Origin of the sequence: Streptomyces sp. cg35, from assembly GCF_050410835.1 — a bacterium.
Classification (GTDB): Bacteria; Actinomycetota; Actinomycetes; order Streptomycetales; family Streptomycetaceae; genus Streptomyces.
Window position 1 is genome coordinate 4228992 of sequence record NZ_CP191268.1, and the last position, 16437, is coordinate 4245428.

General features: G+C 68.8%; 14 protein-coding genes and 2 pseudogenes. 8 read left to right on the top strand and 8 right to left on the bottom strand.

Features of this window, described 5'->3' with window-relative positions:
* Positions 1-5: 5 nt before the first annotated feature.
* A complete protein-coding gene (locus tag ACQUQD_RS19150; RefSeq protein WP_428953325.1) occupies positions 6-1187 on the bottom strand; it encodes a hypothetical protein in 1182 nt (393 codons plus the stop codon).
* A 619-nt stretch (positions 1188-1806) separates the two neighbouring features.
* Positions 1807-2064, bottom strand: a pseudogene (locus ACQUQD_RS19155) (site-specific integrase); the annotation flags it as partial.
* 84 nt (positions 2065-2148) lie between these two features.
* On the opposite strand from ACQUQD_RS19155, the pseudogene ACQUQD_RS19160 reads away from it, so the two are divergent.
* Positions 2149-2714: pseudogene (locus ACQUQD_RS19160) on the top strand (YdcF family protein).
* Between the two features lie 21 nt (positions 2715-2735).
* A complete protein-coding gene (locus tag ACQUQD_RS19165) occupies positions 2736-3158 on the top strand; it encodes a tetratricopeptide repeat protein (protein ID WP_428953326.1) in 423 nt (140 codons plus the stop codon).
* A gap of 453 nt (positions 3159-3611) precedes the next feature.
* Here the strand turns inward: ACQUQD_RS19165 and ACQUQD_RS19170 are convergent, their stop codons facing one another.
* The 3 genes from ACQUQD_RS19170 to ACQUQD_RS19180 form a co-directional block, all read right to left on the bottom strand.
* A complete protein-coding gene (locus ACQUQD_RS19170) occupies positions 3612-4244 on the bottom strand; it encodes a C1 family peptidase (protein WP_428953327.1) in 633 nt (210 codons plus the stop codon).
* Between the two features lie 397 nt (positions 4245-4641).
* A complete protein-coding gene (locus ACQUQD_RS19175) occupies positions 4642-5337 on the bottom strand; it encodes a hypothetical protein (RefSeq protein ID WP_428953328.1) in 696 nt (231 codons plus the stop codon).
* 151 nt (positions 5338-5488) lie between these two features.
* On the bottom strand, positions 5489-6292 hold the full coding sequence (locus tag ACQUQD_RS19180; RefSeq protein ID WP_428953329.1) for a thioesterase family protein: 804 nt from the start codon (positions 6290-6292) through the stop codon (positions 5489-5491).
* A 371-nt stretch (positions 6293-6663) separates the two neighbouring features.
* Here ACQUQD_RS19180 and ACQUQD_RS19185 point away from each other — a divergent pair, with 371 nt between their 5' ends.
* The 4 genes from ACQUQD_RS19185 (at position 6664) to ACQUQD_RS19200 (ending at position 10403) form a co-directional block, all read left to right on the top strand.
* On the top strand, positions 6664-7245 hold the full coding sequence (locus ACQUQD_RS19185; RefSeq protein WP_428953330.1) for a TMEM165/GDT1 family protein: 582 nt from the start codon (positions 6664-6666) through the stop codon (positions 7243-7245).
* A 91-nt stretch (positions 7246-7336) separates the two neighbouring features.
* Positions 7337-7945 carry a TetR/AcrR family transcriptional regulator gene (locus ACQUQD_RS19190; protein WP_428953331.1) on the top strand — a complete coding sequence of 203 codons (609 nt, stop codon included), beginning with the start codon at positions 7337-7339 and terminating at the stop codon, positions 7943-7945.
* Entirely contained in the window at positions 7942-9606 is a 1665-nt protein-coding gene (locus ACQUQD_RS19195; protein WP_428953332.1) for an FAD-binding dehydrogenase, read from the top strand. Before ACQUQD_RS19190 ends, ACQUQD_RS19195 begins: the two co-directional genes overlap by 4 nt.
* Positions 9603-10403 carry an SDR family oxidoreductase gene (locus tag ACQUQD_RS19200; protein ID WP_428953333.1) on the top strand — a complete coding sequence of 267 codons (801 nt, stop codon included), beginning with the start codon at positions 9603-9605 and terminating at the stop codon, positions 10401-10403. Before ACQUQD_RS19195 ends, ACQUQD_RS19200 begins: the two co-directional genes overlap by 4 nt.
* Positions 10404-10410: 7 nt before the next feature.
* On the opposite strand, the gene ACQUQD_RS19205 is transcribed toward ACQUQD_RS19200, so the two are convergent.
* Both ACQUQD_RS19205 and ACQUQD_RS19210 read right to left on the bottom strand, forming a co-directional pair.
* Entirely contained in the window at positions 10411-11319 is a 909-nt protein-coding gene (locus ACQUQD_RS19205) for a CU044_5270 family protein (protein WP_428953334.1), read from the bottom strand.
* Positions 11312-11866: an RNA polymerase sigma factor gene (locus ACQUQD_RS19210; protein ID WP_428953335.1), complete on the bottom strand. Its 555-nt coding sequence runs from the start codon at positions 11864-11866 to the stop codon at positions 11312-11314. The genes ACQUQD_RS19205 and ACQUQD_RS19210 overlap by 8 nt, the downstream gene beginning before the upstream one ends.
* Before the next feature lie 106 nt (positions 11867-11972).
* Here ACQUQD_RS19210 and ctaD point away from each other — a divergent pair, with 106 nt between their 5' ends.
* Together ctaD and ACQUQD_RS19220 are read left to right on the top strand one after the other, a co-directional pair.
* A complete protein-coding gene (gene ctaD, locus ACQUQD_RS19215; protein WP_428953336.1) occupies positions 11973-13598 on the top strand; it encodes an aa3-type cytochrome oxidase subunit I in 1626 nt (541 codons plus the stop codon).
* Positions 13595-13900 (top strand): hypothetical protein, encoded by a 306-nt coding sequence (locus ACQUQD_RS19220; RefSeq protein ID WP_428953337.1) that lies wholly within the window; start codon positions 13595-13597, stop codon positions 13898-13900. The genes ctaD and ACQUQD_RS19220 overlap by 4 nt, the downstream gene beginning before the upstream one ends.
* A gap of 322 nt (positions 13901-14222) precedes the next feature.
* On the opposite strand, the gene ACQUQD_RS19225 is transcribed toward ACQUQD_RS19220, so the two are convergent.
* Positions 14223-16322, bottom strand: coding sequence for an MMPL family transporter (locus tag ACQUQD_RS19225; RefSeq protein ID WP_428953338.1), 2100 nt, complete (start codon positions 16320-16322; stop codon positions 14223-14225).
* Positions 16323-16437 lie beyond the last annotated feature (115 nt).

A 16437-nucleotide genomic window follows, 5' to 3' on the forward strand; every position in this document is an offset into this window, starting at 1 on the left:
TGGGCTTAGACCGCCACCCCTTGAATCAAAGCCCCGTACTCTTGATCGCCGATGTACGCTGTAACCTTAGGGTCAACGAAGCGCTGAATATTCGATACGAGTCGGTTGATCGAATTACCGCATGTACCGTGAGGCAAAACAGCAATAACCCGCTCTGGCGTCATCTCAAGCACTAGAGGCTGCCACAAATGCTGATCTATCGCATTTGCGTGAACTTTCCTGTCACTGAGCCAAGTTGGATAGCCTGTAATCCTGAAGCGATTTCGCCTATTATTAAACAGGCTAATCACCCAGCGCTTAAACAGGTCTTCCGGAAGGCTCTTACTGAATACGATCTCAGCGATAGATCCAAAGTTCCCGTCAGCGATCCCATGAGGTCCGGAGGCAGTAACCCATAGCTGCTCTTCGACGCGCTTAGTTAGCGCGCGGTACAGATCCACAACTCCACGAACAGTGGCACGGTGATCCAAGAATGAACTGCTTCGATTGGTCAACTTGCCGTCGTAATAGAGATCGTGGCCCCCGCGCCCCTGAGCAGGAATTCTAAGCTGCGTGATTGACGCTAGTGGAGCGTACTCCTGGGAAAGTGGATCCATCTTCTGGGAAATCACTTCCAGCTTGTCCACCATCGTAAAACGTGACGTCCTGCGCTCATCCTGGAAGTAGTCCTCTTCACCCTCATGAGTCTCATAAATCGACTCGTGCTCAAAGGTGATTTTCCCGTATCGCTTACTATTGTTATCTCGGAGGACTTGCGTCCAGAGCGTAAGGAAACTCTGCGATGAAAGCCACAGGTGATCGAGGAAGGGATTAGCTGCTACAGCATCCTTGACGAGCTTGTCTGATTCCACTGATGGCAACAGCGTGTACAAAGCGAGATACCTGGAGCCAATTTCCTCCAGGACTGCCACGCGCTCCCCTGATGGCGCAAAGAGGGCGTACGCTCCGTCATCACCGGAAAGCTCATCGATGCGGATTTCGCTACGCTGGAAAATTTCCGCTATCGATGGCCCGCCCCCTGCATTGCCACCGTCGACAGTTTCCAACAGGTAGGTCTTCTGTAGTCCAGCCTTCAAGCGCTTGTCTTGAAGTTGCTGAACGTCTGGAACTTCACTACCGGAAAAGTAGTCGAAATAATCAGTCTGTCGTTCGAACTGGGGAAGCAATGCATTCTTTGAGATTCTCACGCGTCCCCCAATCGTCCAACCTTGATCAATAGACCAGAAATTTAATTCTACAGGTAGCAGTCCAGCAAGTGTAGACGTCCGAGGGCGACCTGCTCAATATGTTGAAGGTGTCGCATGCGGGTTTAAGTGCAGACGTGCCCGCTGCTAGGGCTTCGTTCCAGGCAGGCCGAACCTGCACAGGCTGGCCGGCCGGGACGCCACGCCGGCGCCGGAGGGCTGCGGGATCACGCGTACTCTTACCGCTCATTCCAAGCCTGTGCCTGACACCCTGCTGGGAAGCTCGCTTGCCGAGTCCTAGCAGGGGGCCAAACCGGGGGCCAACCGCCGCAGTCTGCCGTGCACTTCCCTGGACGCCTATGGACGGAACTCGCGATGCCCACACGCGTCCAGTAGTGCCCTCACCAGGTCAAATACCATCGTGATCGCGTTCGGGACGAAGAGGTCGTGGGTTCAAATCCCGCCACCCCGACAGCCAAAACAGCAGGTGAGGCGCCTACCGGATTCGGTAGGCGCCTCACCTGTTTCTGCGTGCGTGCCTCTCTGCGTGACTACGGCTCCAGATCCCGCTTGAAGATGCCGTCCATGACCATCGCGCCGGTCTGGATCACGGGCCGGAAGCCCACAGGACCTCTACGCAACGTGCCGGCAGGGCGAGCGTGCGCCGGCACTTCCGCGTCTTGGTGTCCCCTCCACGCCGGACCGACCGCCACACGGCAATGTGCGGAGGCTGCGGCGGATTGGCTTCCGGCCTCCCGCTGAGGAAGACGTGGTCCCAGGTCAGCGCGCGCAGTTCCTCGGTCCGAGCCCCGGTCAGCAGGGCGACGACGTTGCGCTTCACCTTGTCCCGCGCCGTGGCCCGCTTGACCGAGCGGTTGAGGCCATCGGTGTACACGCGGCTTCGCGCTTCGCCTGGGAGTACGACTTCTAGGTCCCGGACTCAGCGAAGGGCGAAGGGGCAGGAATGATCTCGACGCAGGCATGGACCGACGCACGACGCCTGTGGGTCTCCCACCAGATGGGCCACACCCTGCGGCCCTGCTCGGTCACTATCGGCTCGGGCAGTCACGACTTGGGTGTGGCCGACACGGCAGTAGACATCTACCAGCGCGGCATGGCTCCACTGCTTGTTTTCACGAGGCCACCAGCCCTACGACAAAGGACCGCATGCCGCGAGGTGAAGCGGTCCACTGTCGCGAGCGGGCACTTGAACTCGGCGTTCCCAGGTCGGCGGTTCTCGTCGAGCCCAATGCCCGTAACACCGGTGAGAACATCCGTCTTTCCAAGGCCGTGCTCGAGGAGGCCGGAGTGGACGTGTCCTCCGTGCTTCTGATCAGCAAGCCGTACGAAGGGGACGCCCGCCTCGTCATCGACGTGCTTGTCGGTGCGCTTCAGCACTTGCTGATCTATCCGGACCAGGGCTTCATGATCAGCCAGTCCGTACCCGACGATGTGCTCGAGGCGTACGAGCGACTCTGCCGCGAGGGCTTCACCAGCCAACTCCTCACCACCGGCAAGACTTCGGTCTGAGGGCTGGGCGATACTCCTCCGGTGAGATGGTTCGAGCAGGCACAGGCAGCCGAGCAGTCAGGCGACTGGGACACCGCCATCCCCCTGGTGAGCGCCCACGCCGAGTGCTACTCCACCGACTACACCAAACACGGCAACCACCTGTGGCACATGGACCTACTCGTCCACGCCGGACGACTCGCAGAGCTCACGGACCTGGCCCACATGGACATCCACGCCCGTCGGCGGCTGAACCGAGCGCTTCGCGATCGCGGGTTGGCATCGGTACTCCACGAGCGCGCGGAGACCGGCGACCGCGACGCCCTCTACAGGCTCGTCCGGTTGCTCTGCGAGACAGGCCGAACTGAGCGCGCACGCGAAACGGTCGAAGAGATCGCCCCACGGGACCAGTATGCCCAGGAGATCCTCGCTGCCTTTGAGGCGTCATCGAGCCCGAGCCCATGAGGCGGATGACTGAAGCCTTCAGCGTTCGCATCGCAGGTACCTCGACCGACGACATGGCGCCCCGCATCCGAGCCCATGACGGACGCACCCTCACCGCCCGGTCCGGTACCAGATCCAACTGCCCGTAGCTGGAGAGCTGTTACAACTTTCTCTACCTCATCAAGCACCCGGCTCCGCTCGGGGCGCCGCTCTTGCCTCCGGCGGGGGATCGGCCGGCACCGGGTGGGAGGGGGCGCCGTTCCCGGCCGCGGGCACATCGTGGCGGACGGGATGGGAGCTGGGGTGAGTGGTGGGTGGGGCGAGTGAGCCACGGTGTCCCTGACCTGCAGTTTTCACAAACTAACGAACGAGAACACGGAACGAGACACGACATGGGACACGGGGACACGGGGACACATGCAGCAAGGCAAGGCGCCTTCTGTCTTGCGGTTCATGTGGAGGCCGTCCATGAGGTCAGCGGCTGGACTTGAGAGTGGGGTACGTCGTCTCGTACCCCTCCTCGATGCCGCACTTGTTCTCGCCGCGGATGATTCGCATGTACCCGCCCTCCCCCCAGCTCTCGCCCCAAGTGCTCTTGACGATCCAGTACTTCTGTCCCTGGGCTGTGGTGCCGTAACCGACCACCGTGACAGCCACGTTGTTCGCGGTGCCGCAGTGCCCTGCGAACAGACCCTCCGAGTAGAGCTGGTACTCGTACCCGCTGCCATCGACGTAGGCGACGGTCGGCCCGTGCTCCGCGACAGCATCACGCAAGGCTCGTTCGCCCGCCCCCACTGAGTTCCAGCCCTCGATCCGCTCACGCGGAAACGGGGTGGGAGAGATTTCCTCAACGATGAGATCACACTCCCATCGCGCGTCGGGGTCTTCGACGGGACGGGGCTGGAACGTCGTGAGGGGATTCCCCTGGATCGCCCAGGCTCCTTCGAGCGCGTCAGTTCGCGAGGCTTCCCCGTGATCCGGGCAGTGCTGCATGTCCTTGACCGGGGTGACGGCGCCCTTGCTTCTCCAGTCCAAGGAGTCGGGCGCGTCAGCGGCGTGGGACGGCATGGCGGCCGTCATGAACAGAGCGGCTGCGATGGTGCTCACGGCGCTGATCTTCGAGCGGTTGGGCATACAACACTCCCTGTCCCGGAGGCCCGCGGACTGACGGGGCCTGCATTGGCGGCGTCGCCGAAGGCCTGTGTGTCCGGCTATGAGGCGGCCCGGCGGGTACGCCCTTCACTCTGCCCTGACGTGGATATTTCGACCTCAAGAGGGACATAACGTCACCCCGCTGGCAGGTGGTACGACACGACTGCGCACCGGCGCGCAGTCCGTCTGACTACAGGAAGTCGCCCGGCCCGGTCGTGGGTCCGGTGACGATGAAGGCGAACGGGCAGCGGCTCAGGCACTTGTCACACTGGGGGGAGGATCCTGCTCTCGCCGCGGCTTCACGTCGGAATCGGCACGATAGGTTGATCTTCTCGAAGACTCGACCATCGAGTCACTGAGTTGGCGGCTTCTGCGGGGTCCTAGCGGAAGAGTCAAGATCGATCTTCTCGCCCTGGGCCTTGTCAGGGAACTTGACGGCCTGGGTTTTCGCAGCTCCGGAGCCTGGGCGCGATCGTCTGACCGGTCGTGCGTCGGCGGGGATCCCGATGATGGAGGCGCACTCACGGGCGGCCCGCTTGCCGCCGGCCGAGGTGGAGTCCCAGGTGACGTCGCGGAAGTGTCCGGTCTCGTCGGTGTCGGGGAAGTCGGGGGCGCCGTTCTCCTGCATGCACGTGGCGTACTTCTGGTTCTTGGCGATCTCCGCCTCGGAGAGGTCGGGCTGCTGGCCCTTCTCCACGCTGTCCGGCACCGGCGGCACCTGGTCCGCGCACTTGTCCTGCGCCTTCAGGGCCGTCGGGTCCTTCTTCCACTTGGACGCGTCCCCGAGGTCGACGGAGCCCTCGGCGTCCGGGGCGGGCGCGTCGAACCCGGCGTCCCGCAGGCACTCGACCCACTTGCGCTGCCCCTCCACGTACTCGGACAGCTCGCTCGACGCCTGCTTCGACGGGTCGGCGCTCGTGCGGCCGCCCCCGGCGGAGGCGACCTCGCCGCTCTTGTCGTCGCCGCCACCGCACCCGGTCACCGTCATCACCGCCACGGCCGCCGCCCCGACCAGGAGCCGTCCCCCGAACCACCGCCGCGCACTCATCCCCACGAGCTCCTCACGTCGCCGTCGTCAGGGTCCGGACCCGCTGTGTCCGGACCGCGACGACCGTACGAGGCGCCTTTTGAAGAACCTATGAAGAAGCCATCAAGAACCCGTCCGGACCGGGGGATCCCCGGGACCGGGCGGGGGCGGGTCAACTCCCTTGCAGCGGGCGGACGGTGAGGATCTGCTCGGCGCGGCCGACGGGGCCGTCGGTGTCGTGCAGGACGCTGCTGGTGAGCCCCTGCCCGGTCGGGCCGAAGGTGACGGTGGTGTCCAGGCCGGTCCACGGGCCCCGCGGCTGCCGGTGCAGGTGGATCGTGAGGTCGAGGTTCGGGAACATCCACGCGGCCGGGTCCTGCTGCACGGCGATGCCGTTCGCCGTGTCCACGAGCGCGAGGTACGAGGCGAGCGGGCCGCTCGGCTCGCCCGCGACCAGGTCGACGCGCGCGGACACCCAGGCCGTCGTGCGGCCCTTGCGGGTCGGGGGCACCCGGCGCAGGTCGATCGAGGCGATGTAGCCGCCGCCCCAGGCCTCGTCCATCGCCCAGGGGACGAGCTCCTCGGGCGCGGGGAGCGGCTCGACGGGGCTGTCCGCCACCGTTGAGGTGTCCTGGACCGACATCAGCCAGGCGCGGGCCCGCACGACCGGGCGGCCGCCGATGACCACGACGGCCTCGAGGAGTTCGATGGTCCGGCCGGGCCGGACCGTCTCGACGGTGATCTCGCACTCGTCGAGGGCGAGGCGGCCGAGGATGTCGTAGCTGATCCGCGAGAGAGCGAGGTTCCCGGGGCGCTCGGCGAGATGCCGCTCGACCTCGTGGGCGACGAGCCCCGCCAGCGGGCTGAAGTGCTGCTCGTCGGCGTGCCACGCGCCGCCCGCGTGGGCCGTGGGCTTGTAGCGGTTCGGGCCCGTCCGCTCGTAGTAGCCCTCGCGCGCGCCGGTACCGGTGGTCACGGGATCCGTCTCCTCGGGTCGGGCGGCCAGGCGCCATGAAAGGTGTAACGGTCACACATCGTAGGAGGGGCCGCACGGCCGGCCACGGTGATCTGCCGCACAGTGTTCCGTCACCGACGCTCCGGACCGTCGGCGTGTACCCTTGACGTGCAAGCGAAGGGGAGTAGCCCCGCGAACCGGTCGTCGACACACTGGAACCCCCGGGTTCCCGGTGGCCGGGCTCGGACCGTGACCGGACCGGGTGGGCGAGACCTTCGACCAGGCAGAACGACGGACACGTGGCGCACACGTGTCTCCGCTGCCGGGTCGAGTGGTCCTCTCCGTGCAGCGGGTGGGTTGCGAGAACCCGGCCCGTACAGAAAGCACCGCTGATGCATCTCGACCCCCTGGCGATCCTCACCGCCTTCGGGCTGATCTTCCTCGCCGAGCTTCCGGACAAGACCATGTTCGCCTCGCTGGCGATGGGCACCCGGATGAAGCCCCTGTACGTCTGGTTCGGGACCTCGACCGCCTTCATCGTGCACGTGGCCATCGCCGTCGGCGCCGGATCCCTGCTCGGCCTGCTGCCGGACTGGATCGTGAAGGTCGTCTCCGCCCTGCTGTTCGCCTTCGGCGCCTTCATGCTGCTGCGCGGCGGGGACGACGACGAGGGCGACGAGGCCGGCGGCAAGACCGTGACCGGGTTCTGGCCCGTGTTCGGCACCGCGTTCATGGCCGTCTTCATCAGCGAGTGGGGCGACCTGACGCAGATCACCACGGCCAACCTCGCCGCGACCAACGGGACGTGGTCCACGGCCATCGGGTCCGCGGCCGCCCTGATGTCGGTCTCCGGGCTCGCGCTCATCGCCGGGCGGTTCATCGCCAAGCGGGTGCCGCTGAAGACCGTGCAGCGGGTGGGCGGCGCGTGCATGCTGCTGCTCGCCGTGTGGACGCTGGTGGAGATCTTCGTCTGATCCGGCCCGGCCCGGTGTCCGGCGCCGTCCCGGCCCTTGTGGATACAGGAACGTATCGAATACGTTCCTGTATCCGATGGAGGAGGCGAGGATGCCCGGCACCGTCACCAAGAGGCGTGCGCGCACCCGGCAGCGGCTGCTCGACGCCGCGCTCGAGGTGTTCGCCGAGGTGGGCTTCGGGCGCTCCACCGTCGAGCAGGTCTGCGAGCGGGCCGGATTCACCCGCGGCGCCTTCTACTCGAACTTCTCCTCCCTGGACGAGCTGTTTCTCGCCTTGTGGGAGGAGCGGTCGGCGCGGATGCTCGACGATGTGCGCCGCGCCCTGGCCGAGCTCGACCCGGCCGATCCCGCCTCCGCCGTGCGGGCCGCGATCGCCGCGGCGCCGGTGGACGACGCCTGGTACCGGATCACCGCCGAGTTCACCGCGCACGCGCTGCGCAATCCGGGGCTGCGCCGGGTGATGGCGGCCCGCGAGGAAGCGATCCGGGACGCGATCCTGCCGGTCCTGGTGACCGCCCTGGCGCAGCTCGGCCGGCGGGTGACCGACGAGAGCGCCCTCGGTGAGGCACTCGTCGCCGTGCACGACGGGACCGCCGTGCAGGTCCTGCTGCAGCCGCACGACGCGGCCGTCCGGGCCCGCCGCGAGGCCCTGTTCCTGAACGTACTCGACGCCTACAGCACACCCATGGAGAGCGCATGAGCGACACCAGTGCCGATGTCATCGTCGTGGGGGCCGGGCTCGCCGGGCTCGTCGCCACCTATGAACTGACCCGTGCGGGCAAGCGCGTGGTGCTCGTCGACCAGGAGAACGAGGCCAATCTCGGCGGCCAGGCGTTCTGGTCGCTCGGCGGTCTGTTCCTCGTCGACAGCCCCGAGCAGCGCCGGATGGGCATCAAGGACTCCTACGACCTCGCGCTCGCCGACTGGCTGGGCTCGGCCGGTTTCGACCGGGAGCGCGAGGACCGCTGGCCCCGTAAGTGGGCGGAGGCGTACGTGGGGTTCGCGGCGGGTGAGAAGCGCGACTATCTGTACGGGCTCGGGCTGAAGGTCACGCCGAACGTCGGGTGGGCCGAGCGCGGCGCGGGCACCGCGACCGGGCACGGGAACTCCGTGCCCCGCTTCCACATCACGTGGGGGACGGGTCCCGAGGTCGTGCGGGTGTTCCGGGAGCCCGTCCTCGAAGCCGCCTCGCGCGGCCTCGTCACCTTCAAGTACCGCCACCGCGTGGACGAGTTGATCGTGGAGGACGGGGCCGCCGTCGGCGTGCGGGGCGCCCTGCTGGAGCCCTCCGCCGAGGCCCGCGGCGTCGCCTCCTCCCGGGAGACCACCGGCGACTTCGAGCTGCGCGCGCAGGCCGTCGTCGTCACCTCGGGCGGCATCGGCGGCAACCACGAACTGGTGCGGAAGAACTGGCCTGTTGATCGCATGGGGCAGGCGCCGGAGTCGATGGTGACGGGCGTTCCCGCGTACGTCGACGGGCGCATGCTGGAGATCAGCGAGGGCGCGGGCGCCTCCCTCGTGAACCGCGACCGGATGTGGCACTACACGGAGGGGCTGAAGAACTGGGACCCGATCTGGCCGGGGCACGGCATCCGGATCATCCCGGGTCCGTCGTCGCTGTGGCTGGACGCGACCGGCAAGCGGCTGCCCGCTCCCCTCTTCCCCGGCCACGACACGCTCGCCACGCTGAAGCACATCACCGCCACCGGCCACGACCACACGTGGTTCGTCCTGACGCGGGCCATCGTGGAGAAGGAGTTCGCGCTCTCCGGGTCCGAGCAGAACCCCGACATCACCGGCAAGGACCTGAAGCTGGTGCTGCAGCGGGTGAAGAAGGGCGCTCCCGGACCGATCCAGGCGTTCCTGGACCGCGGTGAGGACTTCGTCGTACGGCGGAGCCTGAAGGATCTCGTCGCCGGGATGAACGAGCTGACGCCCGAGACGCCCGTGGAGTACGAGCAGGTGGAGCGGGAGATCGTGGCCCGTGACCGGGAGGCGGAGCACGGCTACTCCAAGGACCTCCAGCTGATGGCCGTGCGCAACGCCCGCGCGTACTGGCCGGACCGCATCACCCGCGTCGCCAAGCCGCACCGCCTCCTCGACCCGGCGCAGGGACCGCTGATCGCCGTCCGGCTGCACGTGCTGACCCGCAAGACGCTCGGCGGCCTGGAGACGACGCTCGACTCGCAGGTCGTACGGCCCGACGGGTCCCTCTTCGACGGGCTGTACGCGGCCGGTGAGGTCGCCGGGTTCGGCGGCGGCGGCGTGCACGGCTACAACGCGCTGGAGGGCACCTTCCTCGGCGGCTGCATCTTCTCCGGCCGGGCCGCCGGGCGCGCGCTCGCCAGGAGCCTGGTGTGAGCGCCCGTGGCACGGCGCTGGTGACGGGCGCGTCGTCGGGGATCGGCGCGGCCGTCGCGGCGGCGCTGGTCCGGCGCGGCTATCAGGTGTACGGCACGAGCCGGAACCCGGAGAAGGTCAACTCCCCGATTCCCGGGGTCACTTACCTGGCTCTCGACCTCGCCGACGAGTCGAGCGTCGAGGCGTGCGCCGCCGCGGCCGGTGAGGTCGACGTGCTCGTCAACAACGCGGGCGAGTCGCAGAGCGGCCCGTTCGAGGAGCTGCCCATGGAGGCGGTCCGCCGGCTGTTCCAGCTGAACGTGTTCGGGGCCGTGCGGCTGAGCCAGCTGGTGCTGCCGGGGATGCGGGAGCGGCGGCGCGGCCGGGTGGTGATGGTCGGCTCGATGCTGGCCAGCTTCCCGCTCGCCTACCGCTCCTCGTACTGCGCCTCGAAGGCCGCGATCAAGGGCTTCGCGAGTGCGGCCCGGCGCGAGTACAGCCCGTACGGCGTCGGCGTCACGACCGTCGAGCCGGGGGCCATCGCCACCGGGATCAGCGAGCGGCGCACGCAGTACGTGGCCGCCGGCTCGCCGTTCCGGGCCGCGTACGACACCATGCTCGCCGCCCTCAACGCCAATGAGGCCAAGGGGATCTCGGCCGAGAAGGTGGCCGCGAAGATCCTCACGGCGATCGAGGCGCCCCGGCCGCGGCCGCTGTACGCCGTCGGCAGCAACGCGCCCGTGGCGTTCGCGCTGCGGCGGCTGCTGCCGCGCGGCGCGAGCGAGCGGCTGGTGGCGCGGCGGCACGGCCTGACGTGACCCCCGGTCACCGCTGCCACGCACGGTAGGACAGCAGCTCACCGGAGTCCGCGGACGTCACGTCCATGCCGAGGACGGTGCCGTCCGCCGGGTCCAGGATCAGCATCCGGCACACGGCGGTGGCCGCGTCCACGGTGACGTAGGCCTGTCCGGAGCGGCCCAGCCGGTCGGTGACCGGGCCCGCCGGGCGCAGGCCGTCGGCGGCGGCGAAGAGCCGGACCAGCGCGGCGGTCTGCCGGGCGCCGGGCGTCCAGTTGTCCAGCAACTCGCTTGCGGCGACCATCAGTTGGGGCGCTTTGCGGGTGTCGCCGTGGTGCAGCGCGGTCAGGTAGCGGCGCAGTCCCGCGGTGTCGCCCGGCGGCCGCGACCGGGGCGGCGCGTCGCTCCGGCTCGGCGGGAACGTGCGGGTGGGCAGCGGTGTGCCGGCCCGGGTGACGCGCTCGGTGCGGCTGCCGTCGGGCCGCCGGCGCACGACGCGTTCCTCGGGCCGCTCGCCGTGCGCGCCCAGCGTCCAGGTCCTGACGTGCGTGCCCGGGCGCGGCTCCGGCCGACCGTCGGCCGCGGCCCGCAGCGCACGGTCGGCGAGCGTGCCGAGCGGCACCGCCGCGGCGGTGGAGCCCGGGTCCAGCGGGGCCGGGGCGGCGGTCGCCGCGGGCGCGGCGACGTAGGACAGGCCCAGCACGAGCAGCGCGGCGACCGCGCACACGGCGGCCTCGGCGCGCAGCACCAGGGTGCGGCGGGCGCGCCGGGAGCGGGTGCCGTGCAGGAGCTGGTTGAGGGCGCGTTCGGCCTGGTGGTGCAGGGGGCGGGTGTCGGCGTAGCGCGGGTCGTCGGCGGGGACCGGGTTCGCCGCGCGCAGCAGGGCCAGCTCGTCGGAACCGGCCGGGGGGCCGTGCGGGTCGAGGGGGTCAGTCACGGTCGCGGTCTCCTGCGGTCGTCCCTGCGGAAACGGTCATGTTCATCCGGTCGATCTCGGCGCGCAGCCGGCGCCTGGCGCGGTGCAGCCGCATCGCCGCCGCGTTCTTGCCGCACTCCAGGGCGACGGCCAGTTCGTCGAGCGTCAGCTCCTCCCAGGTGGTCAGGCGCAGCGCCTCCTGGTCGGCGGGGTTCAGCCGGGCCAGCGCCTCGTGCACCCAGGCGCCGGGCCGGTCGGCGTCGGGGCCGGGCACGACCTGCCTGCGGTGGGCGCTCTCGTGGTGGCCGATGCGGTCGAGGAGGCGGCGTCTGCGGCCGAGGCCCCGGACGGTGTTGGCGAGGCAGTTGCGGGCGACGGCGTACAGCCAGGGCAGCGGCGTCTCGGGCGGGAGTTCCGCGCGGCGCCGCCAGGCTATGGAGAAGACGTCGGCGACCACCTCCTCGACCTCGTGGGCGCAGCCCGGGTCGAGGCGGCGCGCCACGAAGCGGCTGACCGCCCAGTAGTGCGCGCGGTAGGCCGCCGCGAAGGCGTCGTCCGTCGTACTCATGCTGCGTAGGTGTCCGGCACGGCCCCGATCCTCACAGGTGCGGGGTGTGATCTTTGCGGCGGGCCGGGGCGGTGAGGCGCGGGCCGTGTCCGGACACGTACCGGGCATGAAGTCCCTGAGGTATCCGAAGTCGGTGACGTGGCTGACCACCACCGACCACAAGACGATCGGCACGCTCTATCTGGTCACGGCGTTCGCGTTCTTCTGCCTGGGCGGGCTGCTGGCGCTGTTCATGCGGGCGGAGCTGGCGAGGCCCGGTACGCAGATCATGTCCAACGAGCAGTTCAACCAGGCGTTCACGATGCACGGCACGATCATGCTGCTGATGTTCGCGACGCCGCTGTTCGCCGGGTTCGCGAACTGGATCATGCCGTTGCAGATCGGGGCGCCCGATGTGGCCTTCCCGCGGCTGAACATGTTCGCGTACTGGCTGTACCTGCTGGGGTCGCTGATCGCGATCGGCGGGTTCCTCACGCCGCAGGGGGCCGCGGACTTCGGGTGGTTCGCGTACGCGCCGCTGTCCGGCGCGGTGCACTCGCCGGGCGTGGGAGCCGACATGTGGATCATGGGGCTCGCGTTCTCCGGGTTCGGGACGATCCTCGGCTCGGTCAACTTCATCACGACGATCGTGTGCCTGCGGGCGCCCGGCATGACCATGTTCCGGATGCCGATCTTCACGTGGAACGTGCTGCTCACGGGCGTCCTGGTGCTGCTGGCCTTCCCGGTCCTCGCGGCCGCGCTGTTCGCCCTGGAGGCCGACCGGAAGTTCGGGTCGCACGTCTTCGACGCGGCGAACGGCGGGGCGCTGCTGTGGCAGCACCTGTTCTGGTTCTTCGGGCATCCGGAGGTCTACATCATCGCGCTGCCGTTCTTCGGGATCGTCTCGGAGGTGATCCCGGTGTTCAGCCGCAAGCCCATGTTCGGGTACTCGGGCCTGATCGGCGCGACGATCGCGATCGCGGGGCTCTCGGTGACGGTGTGGGCGCACCACATGTACGTGACGGGCGGGGTGCTGCTGCCCTTCTTCTCGTTCATGACGTTCCTGATCGCGGTGCCGACGGGCGTGAAGTTCTTCAACTGGATCGGCACGATGTGGCAGGGCTCGCTGTCGTTCGAGACACCGATGCTCTACGCGGTCGGGTTCCTGATCACGTTCGCCTTCGGCGGGCTGACCGGGGTGGTGCTGGCGGCGCCGCCGCTGGACTTCCACGTGGGCGAGACGTACTTCGTGGTGGCCCACTTCCACTACGTGATCTTCGGGACGGTGGTGTTCGCGATGTTCTCCGGATTCCACTTCTGGTGGCCGAAGTTCACCGGGAGGATGCTGGACGAGCGGCTCGGGAAGATCACGTTCTGGACGCTGTTCATCGGCTTCCACGGGACGTTCCTGGTGCAGCACTGGCTGGGGGCGGAGGGCATGCTGCGCCGGGTGCCGGACTATCTGGCGGTGGAGGGGCTGACCGGGCTCAACACGGTCTCGACGATCTTCTCGTTCGTGCTGGGGATGTCGTTCCTGCCGTTCCTCTACAACGTGTGGCGCACGGCGCAGTACGGGGAGCCGGTCGAGGTCGACGATCCCTGGGGGTACGGGCGTTCGCTGGAGTGGGCGACGTCCTGCCCGCCGCCGCGGCACAACTTCGTGGCGCTGCCGCGGATCCGCTCGGAGTCGCCGGCGTTCGACCTCCGCCACGGGGGCGCTGCCGCGCCGGAGCTGGTGGAGGCGGGGCGGTGATCCGGGAGATCGAGGGCTATCTGATGGTGGAGGCGGCCCGTTCGGAGGGGCGGTCGGCCGCCCGGCGGTTCGTCGAGCGGATGCCGTGGCTGACGGAGTCGCAGGCGGCTGATGTCCAACGGGCTTACCTGGAGGCCTACTTGGGTGAGCAACGGGAGTTGTGGCGGCGGAGTGCGGAACGGGCGCGGGAGCTGCGGGCGGAGTACGAGGGGCGGTACCAGGTGTTGCGGCGCCGGTTTGTCGGGGCCGCGCTTGTGGTGGGGGTCGTGGTGATGTGCGGGGTGCTGGTTGTCGGGGGGTGACGGTTTCGGGGGACGGCGCGGCTTTCGTGGTGGCCGGTCGCGCCCCCGCGGCGCGGCCGCCGGCGCACTCGCCGTGAGCTCTACGGGGAGTGCGCGCGGGTGCGGGTCCCGTCGTGGTTGCTCGCGCAGTTCCCCGCGCCCCTGAGATGCGCACTGCGTGCGCCATCTCAGGAGGAGATGCTGCACGAAGTGCGCATCTGCCGATGGAGGCGCGGCGAAGCCGCAGTCCTCCAGGGGCGCGGGGAACTGCGCGAGAAGCCCCACCGGGCCCGCACCCGCCCGCGAACGGGACCCGGCAGACGGGACGGCGGGACCCGGCGTTCTACTTGCGGCGGTCGCCGTGGCCCGGCCACCACGCCGCGTGGCCGATCAGGGCCGTCAGCGCGGGCGTGAAGACCATCGCCATCACGAACGCCGCGATCACGATGCCGAAGGACAGGGCGAAACCCATCTGGGAGAGCGTCGAGTTGCCGGCCAGCATGAGCGTCGCGAACGTGCCCGCGAGGATCACACCGGCGGAGGCGATCGTCGGCCCCGAGTGCCGTACCGCCGTGCCCGCCGCGTCGTGCGGGGCGCGGCCCGCACGGGCCTCCTCGCGCAGCCGGGACACCATCAGGATGTTGTAGTCGGTGCCGAGCGCGACCACGAACAAGTACATGATCACGGGCAGCATGAACATCAGGCCGGGCTGGCTGCCGATCTTCGTGAACAGGAAGGACGTCGCGCCCAGCGTCGCGCCGAAGCCGAGCGCCACCGACACCATCAGGTACCAGGGCGCCACCAGGCTGCGCAGCAGCAGGCCCAGGATGACCATGATGCAGAGCGCCGCGACGGGGAACACCACCGAGTAGTCGCGGTCCACGGCCTTGTTGATGTCGACGTAGACGGCCGTGATGCCGCCGACCTTGGCCTGCGTACCGTCCGGGGCGTCCGCGTGGGCCGCCGGGCGCAGGTCGTCCTTCACGGTGGCCATCGCCGCCTCGGAGGCGGGCGGGTCGTCGAGGACCACGCTGTACGCGGCCGCCGTGCCGTCCTTGCTGAGCGCGGCCGCGCCGACCGTGCCGACGCCGTCGACCTCGGACAGCGACCGGCGGAACTCCGCCGCCTGGGCCGCCGTCAGCGGCACGTCCGACATGGACGTCAGATACACGCTGGTGGGGTCCGTGGTGCCCGCGGGGAAGCCCTTCTCCAGGTCCTGGAGAGCGACCATGGACTCCTTGGTCTTGGGCAGCGACGACGTCGCCAGGTCGAAGTTGGCCTTGTAGCCGAGGGCGCCGAGCGCCAGGACCGCCATGACGAGCGCCGAGGCGACGGCCCAGACGGCCGGGCGGCGGGCGATCGACGCGCCCAGCTTGGCGAAGCCGGTGCCCTGCGGTTCCCGCTGCCAGGACTTCGAGGGCCAGAAGACCTTGGTGCCGAGCAGTGAGACCACGGCCGGGACCAGGGTCAGGCCCGCGCACAGCGTCACGAACACGGCGATGGCGAGGGCCGGGCCCATCGACTTGAGCATGCCGAGGGTGGACAGGGCGAGCGCCGCGAAGGCGACGATGACGGCGCCGGCCGCCGAGGTGATGGCCTCGCCGACCCGTTCCACGGCGTGCACCATGCCGGCCTTCGGGTCCTCCCCGGCCCGGAGCGCCTCTCGGTAGCGGAAGAGCAGGAACAGGATGTAGTCCGTGCCGACACCGAACAGGACGACGGTGAGCAGCTCCTGGATCGAGGAGTCCGCCTTCATGTCGAACGCCTTGTTGGCGGAGGCGATCAGGCCGGTGGCCAGGGGCGAGATCAGCCCGATCAGGACGACCGGGAGCAGCGCGATGATCGGGCTGCGGAAGATGATCAGGAGCAGCACGATGATGATGACGATCGTGCCGACGCCGACGAGCAGGCCCGCCCGCTCGGACGCCTCCGACTCGTCGAGCGCGGTCGCGGCGGAGCCGGTCACGCCCGCCTTCAAGTCCGTCCCCTTCAGCTCCTGTTGGAGGTCGGTGCGGAGCGTCTTGACGGCGTCCTGCTGGGAGGTGTCGGTGGGGTCGGTCAGCTTCGGCATCGCGACCATCGACGTCTGCACCAGGCTGTTGGGCGACGGCTTGCCGGGCACGACGGCCTCGACCTCGGGAATGTCCTTGGCGGCCAACTGCCGAGATATGCGGACGACTTCCGCCGAGTCGGCGGTCCTCAGCCGCTCGCCGTCGGACCGCTGGAAGACGATGACGGCGCCGACGTTCTGCTGCTGCGGGAACTTCGACTCCTGGATGTCGGAGGCCTTGATCGACTCGTAGGTGTCGGGCAGGAAGCTCGCCTCGTCCGAGCTGGACGTCAGCTTCGGCGCGAGCGAGATGACGGCCGCCGCCACGACGACCCAGCCGAGGATGACCCACCAGGGCCTGCGCACCACGAACCGACCGAGTGCTGCGAACATCGCTCACGCCTCCCGTCACCGCCCCCGGGTCACCCCGTCAGCCTCACCCGGGCCCCGCGCACCTGCCACTCGGGAGCGGCTCGACATGCGGCGGTGACCGGGGCGACGGATGCTG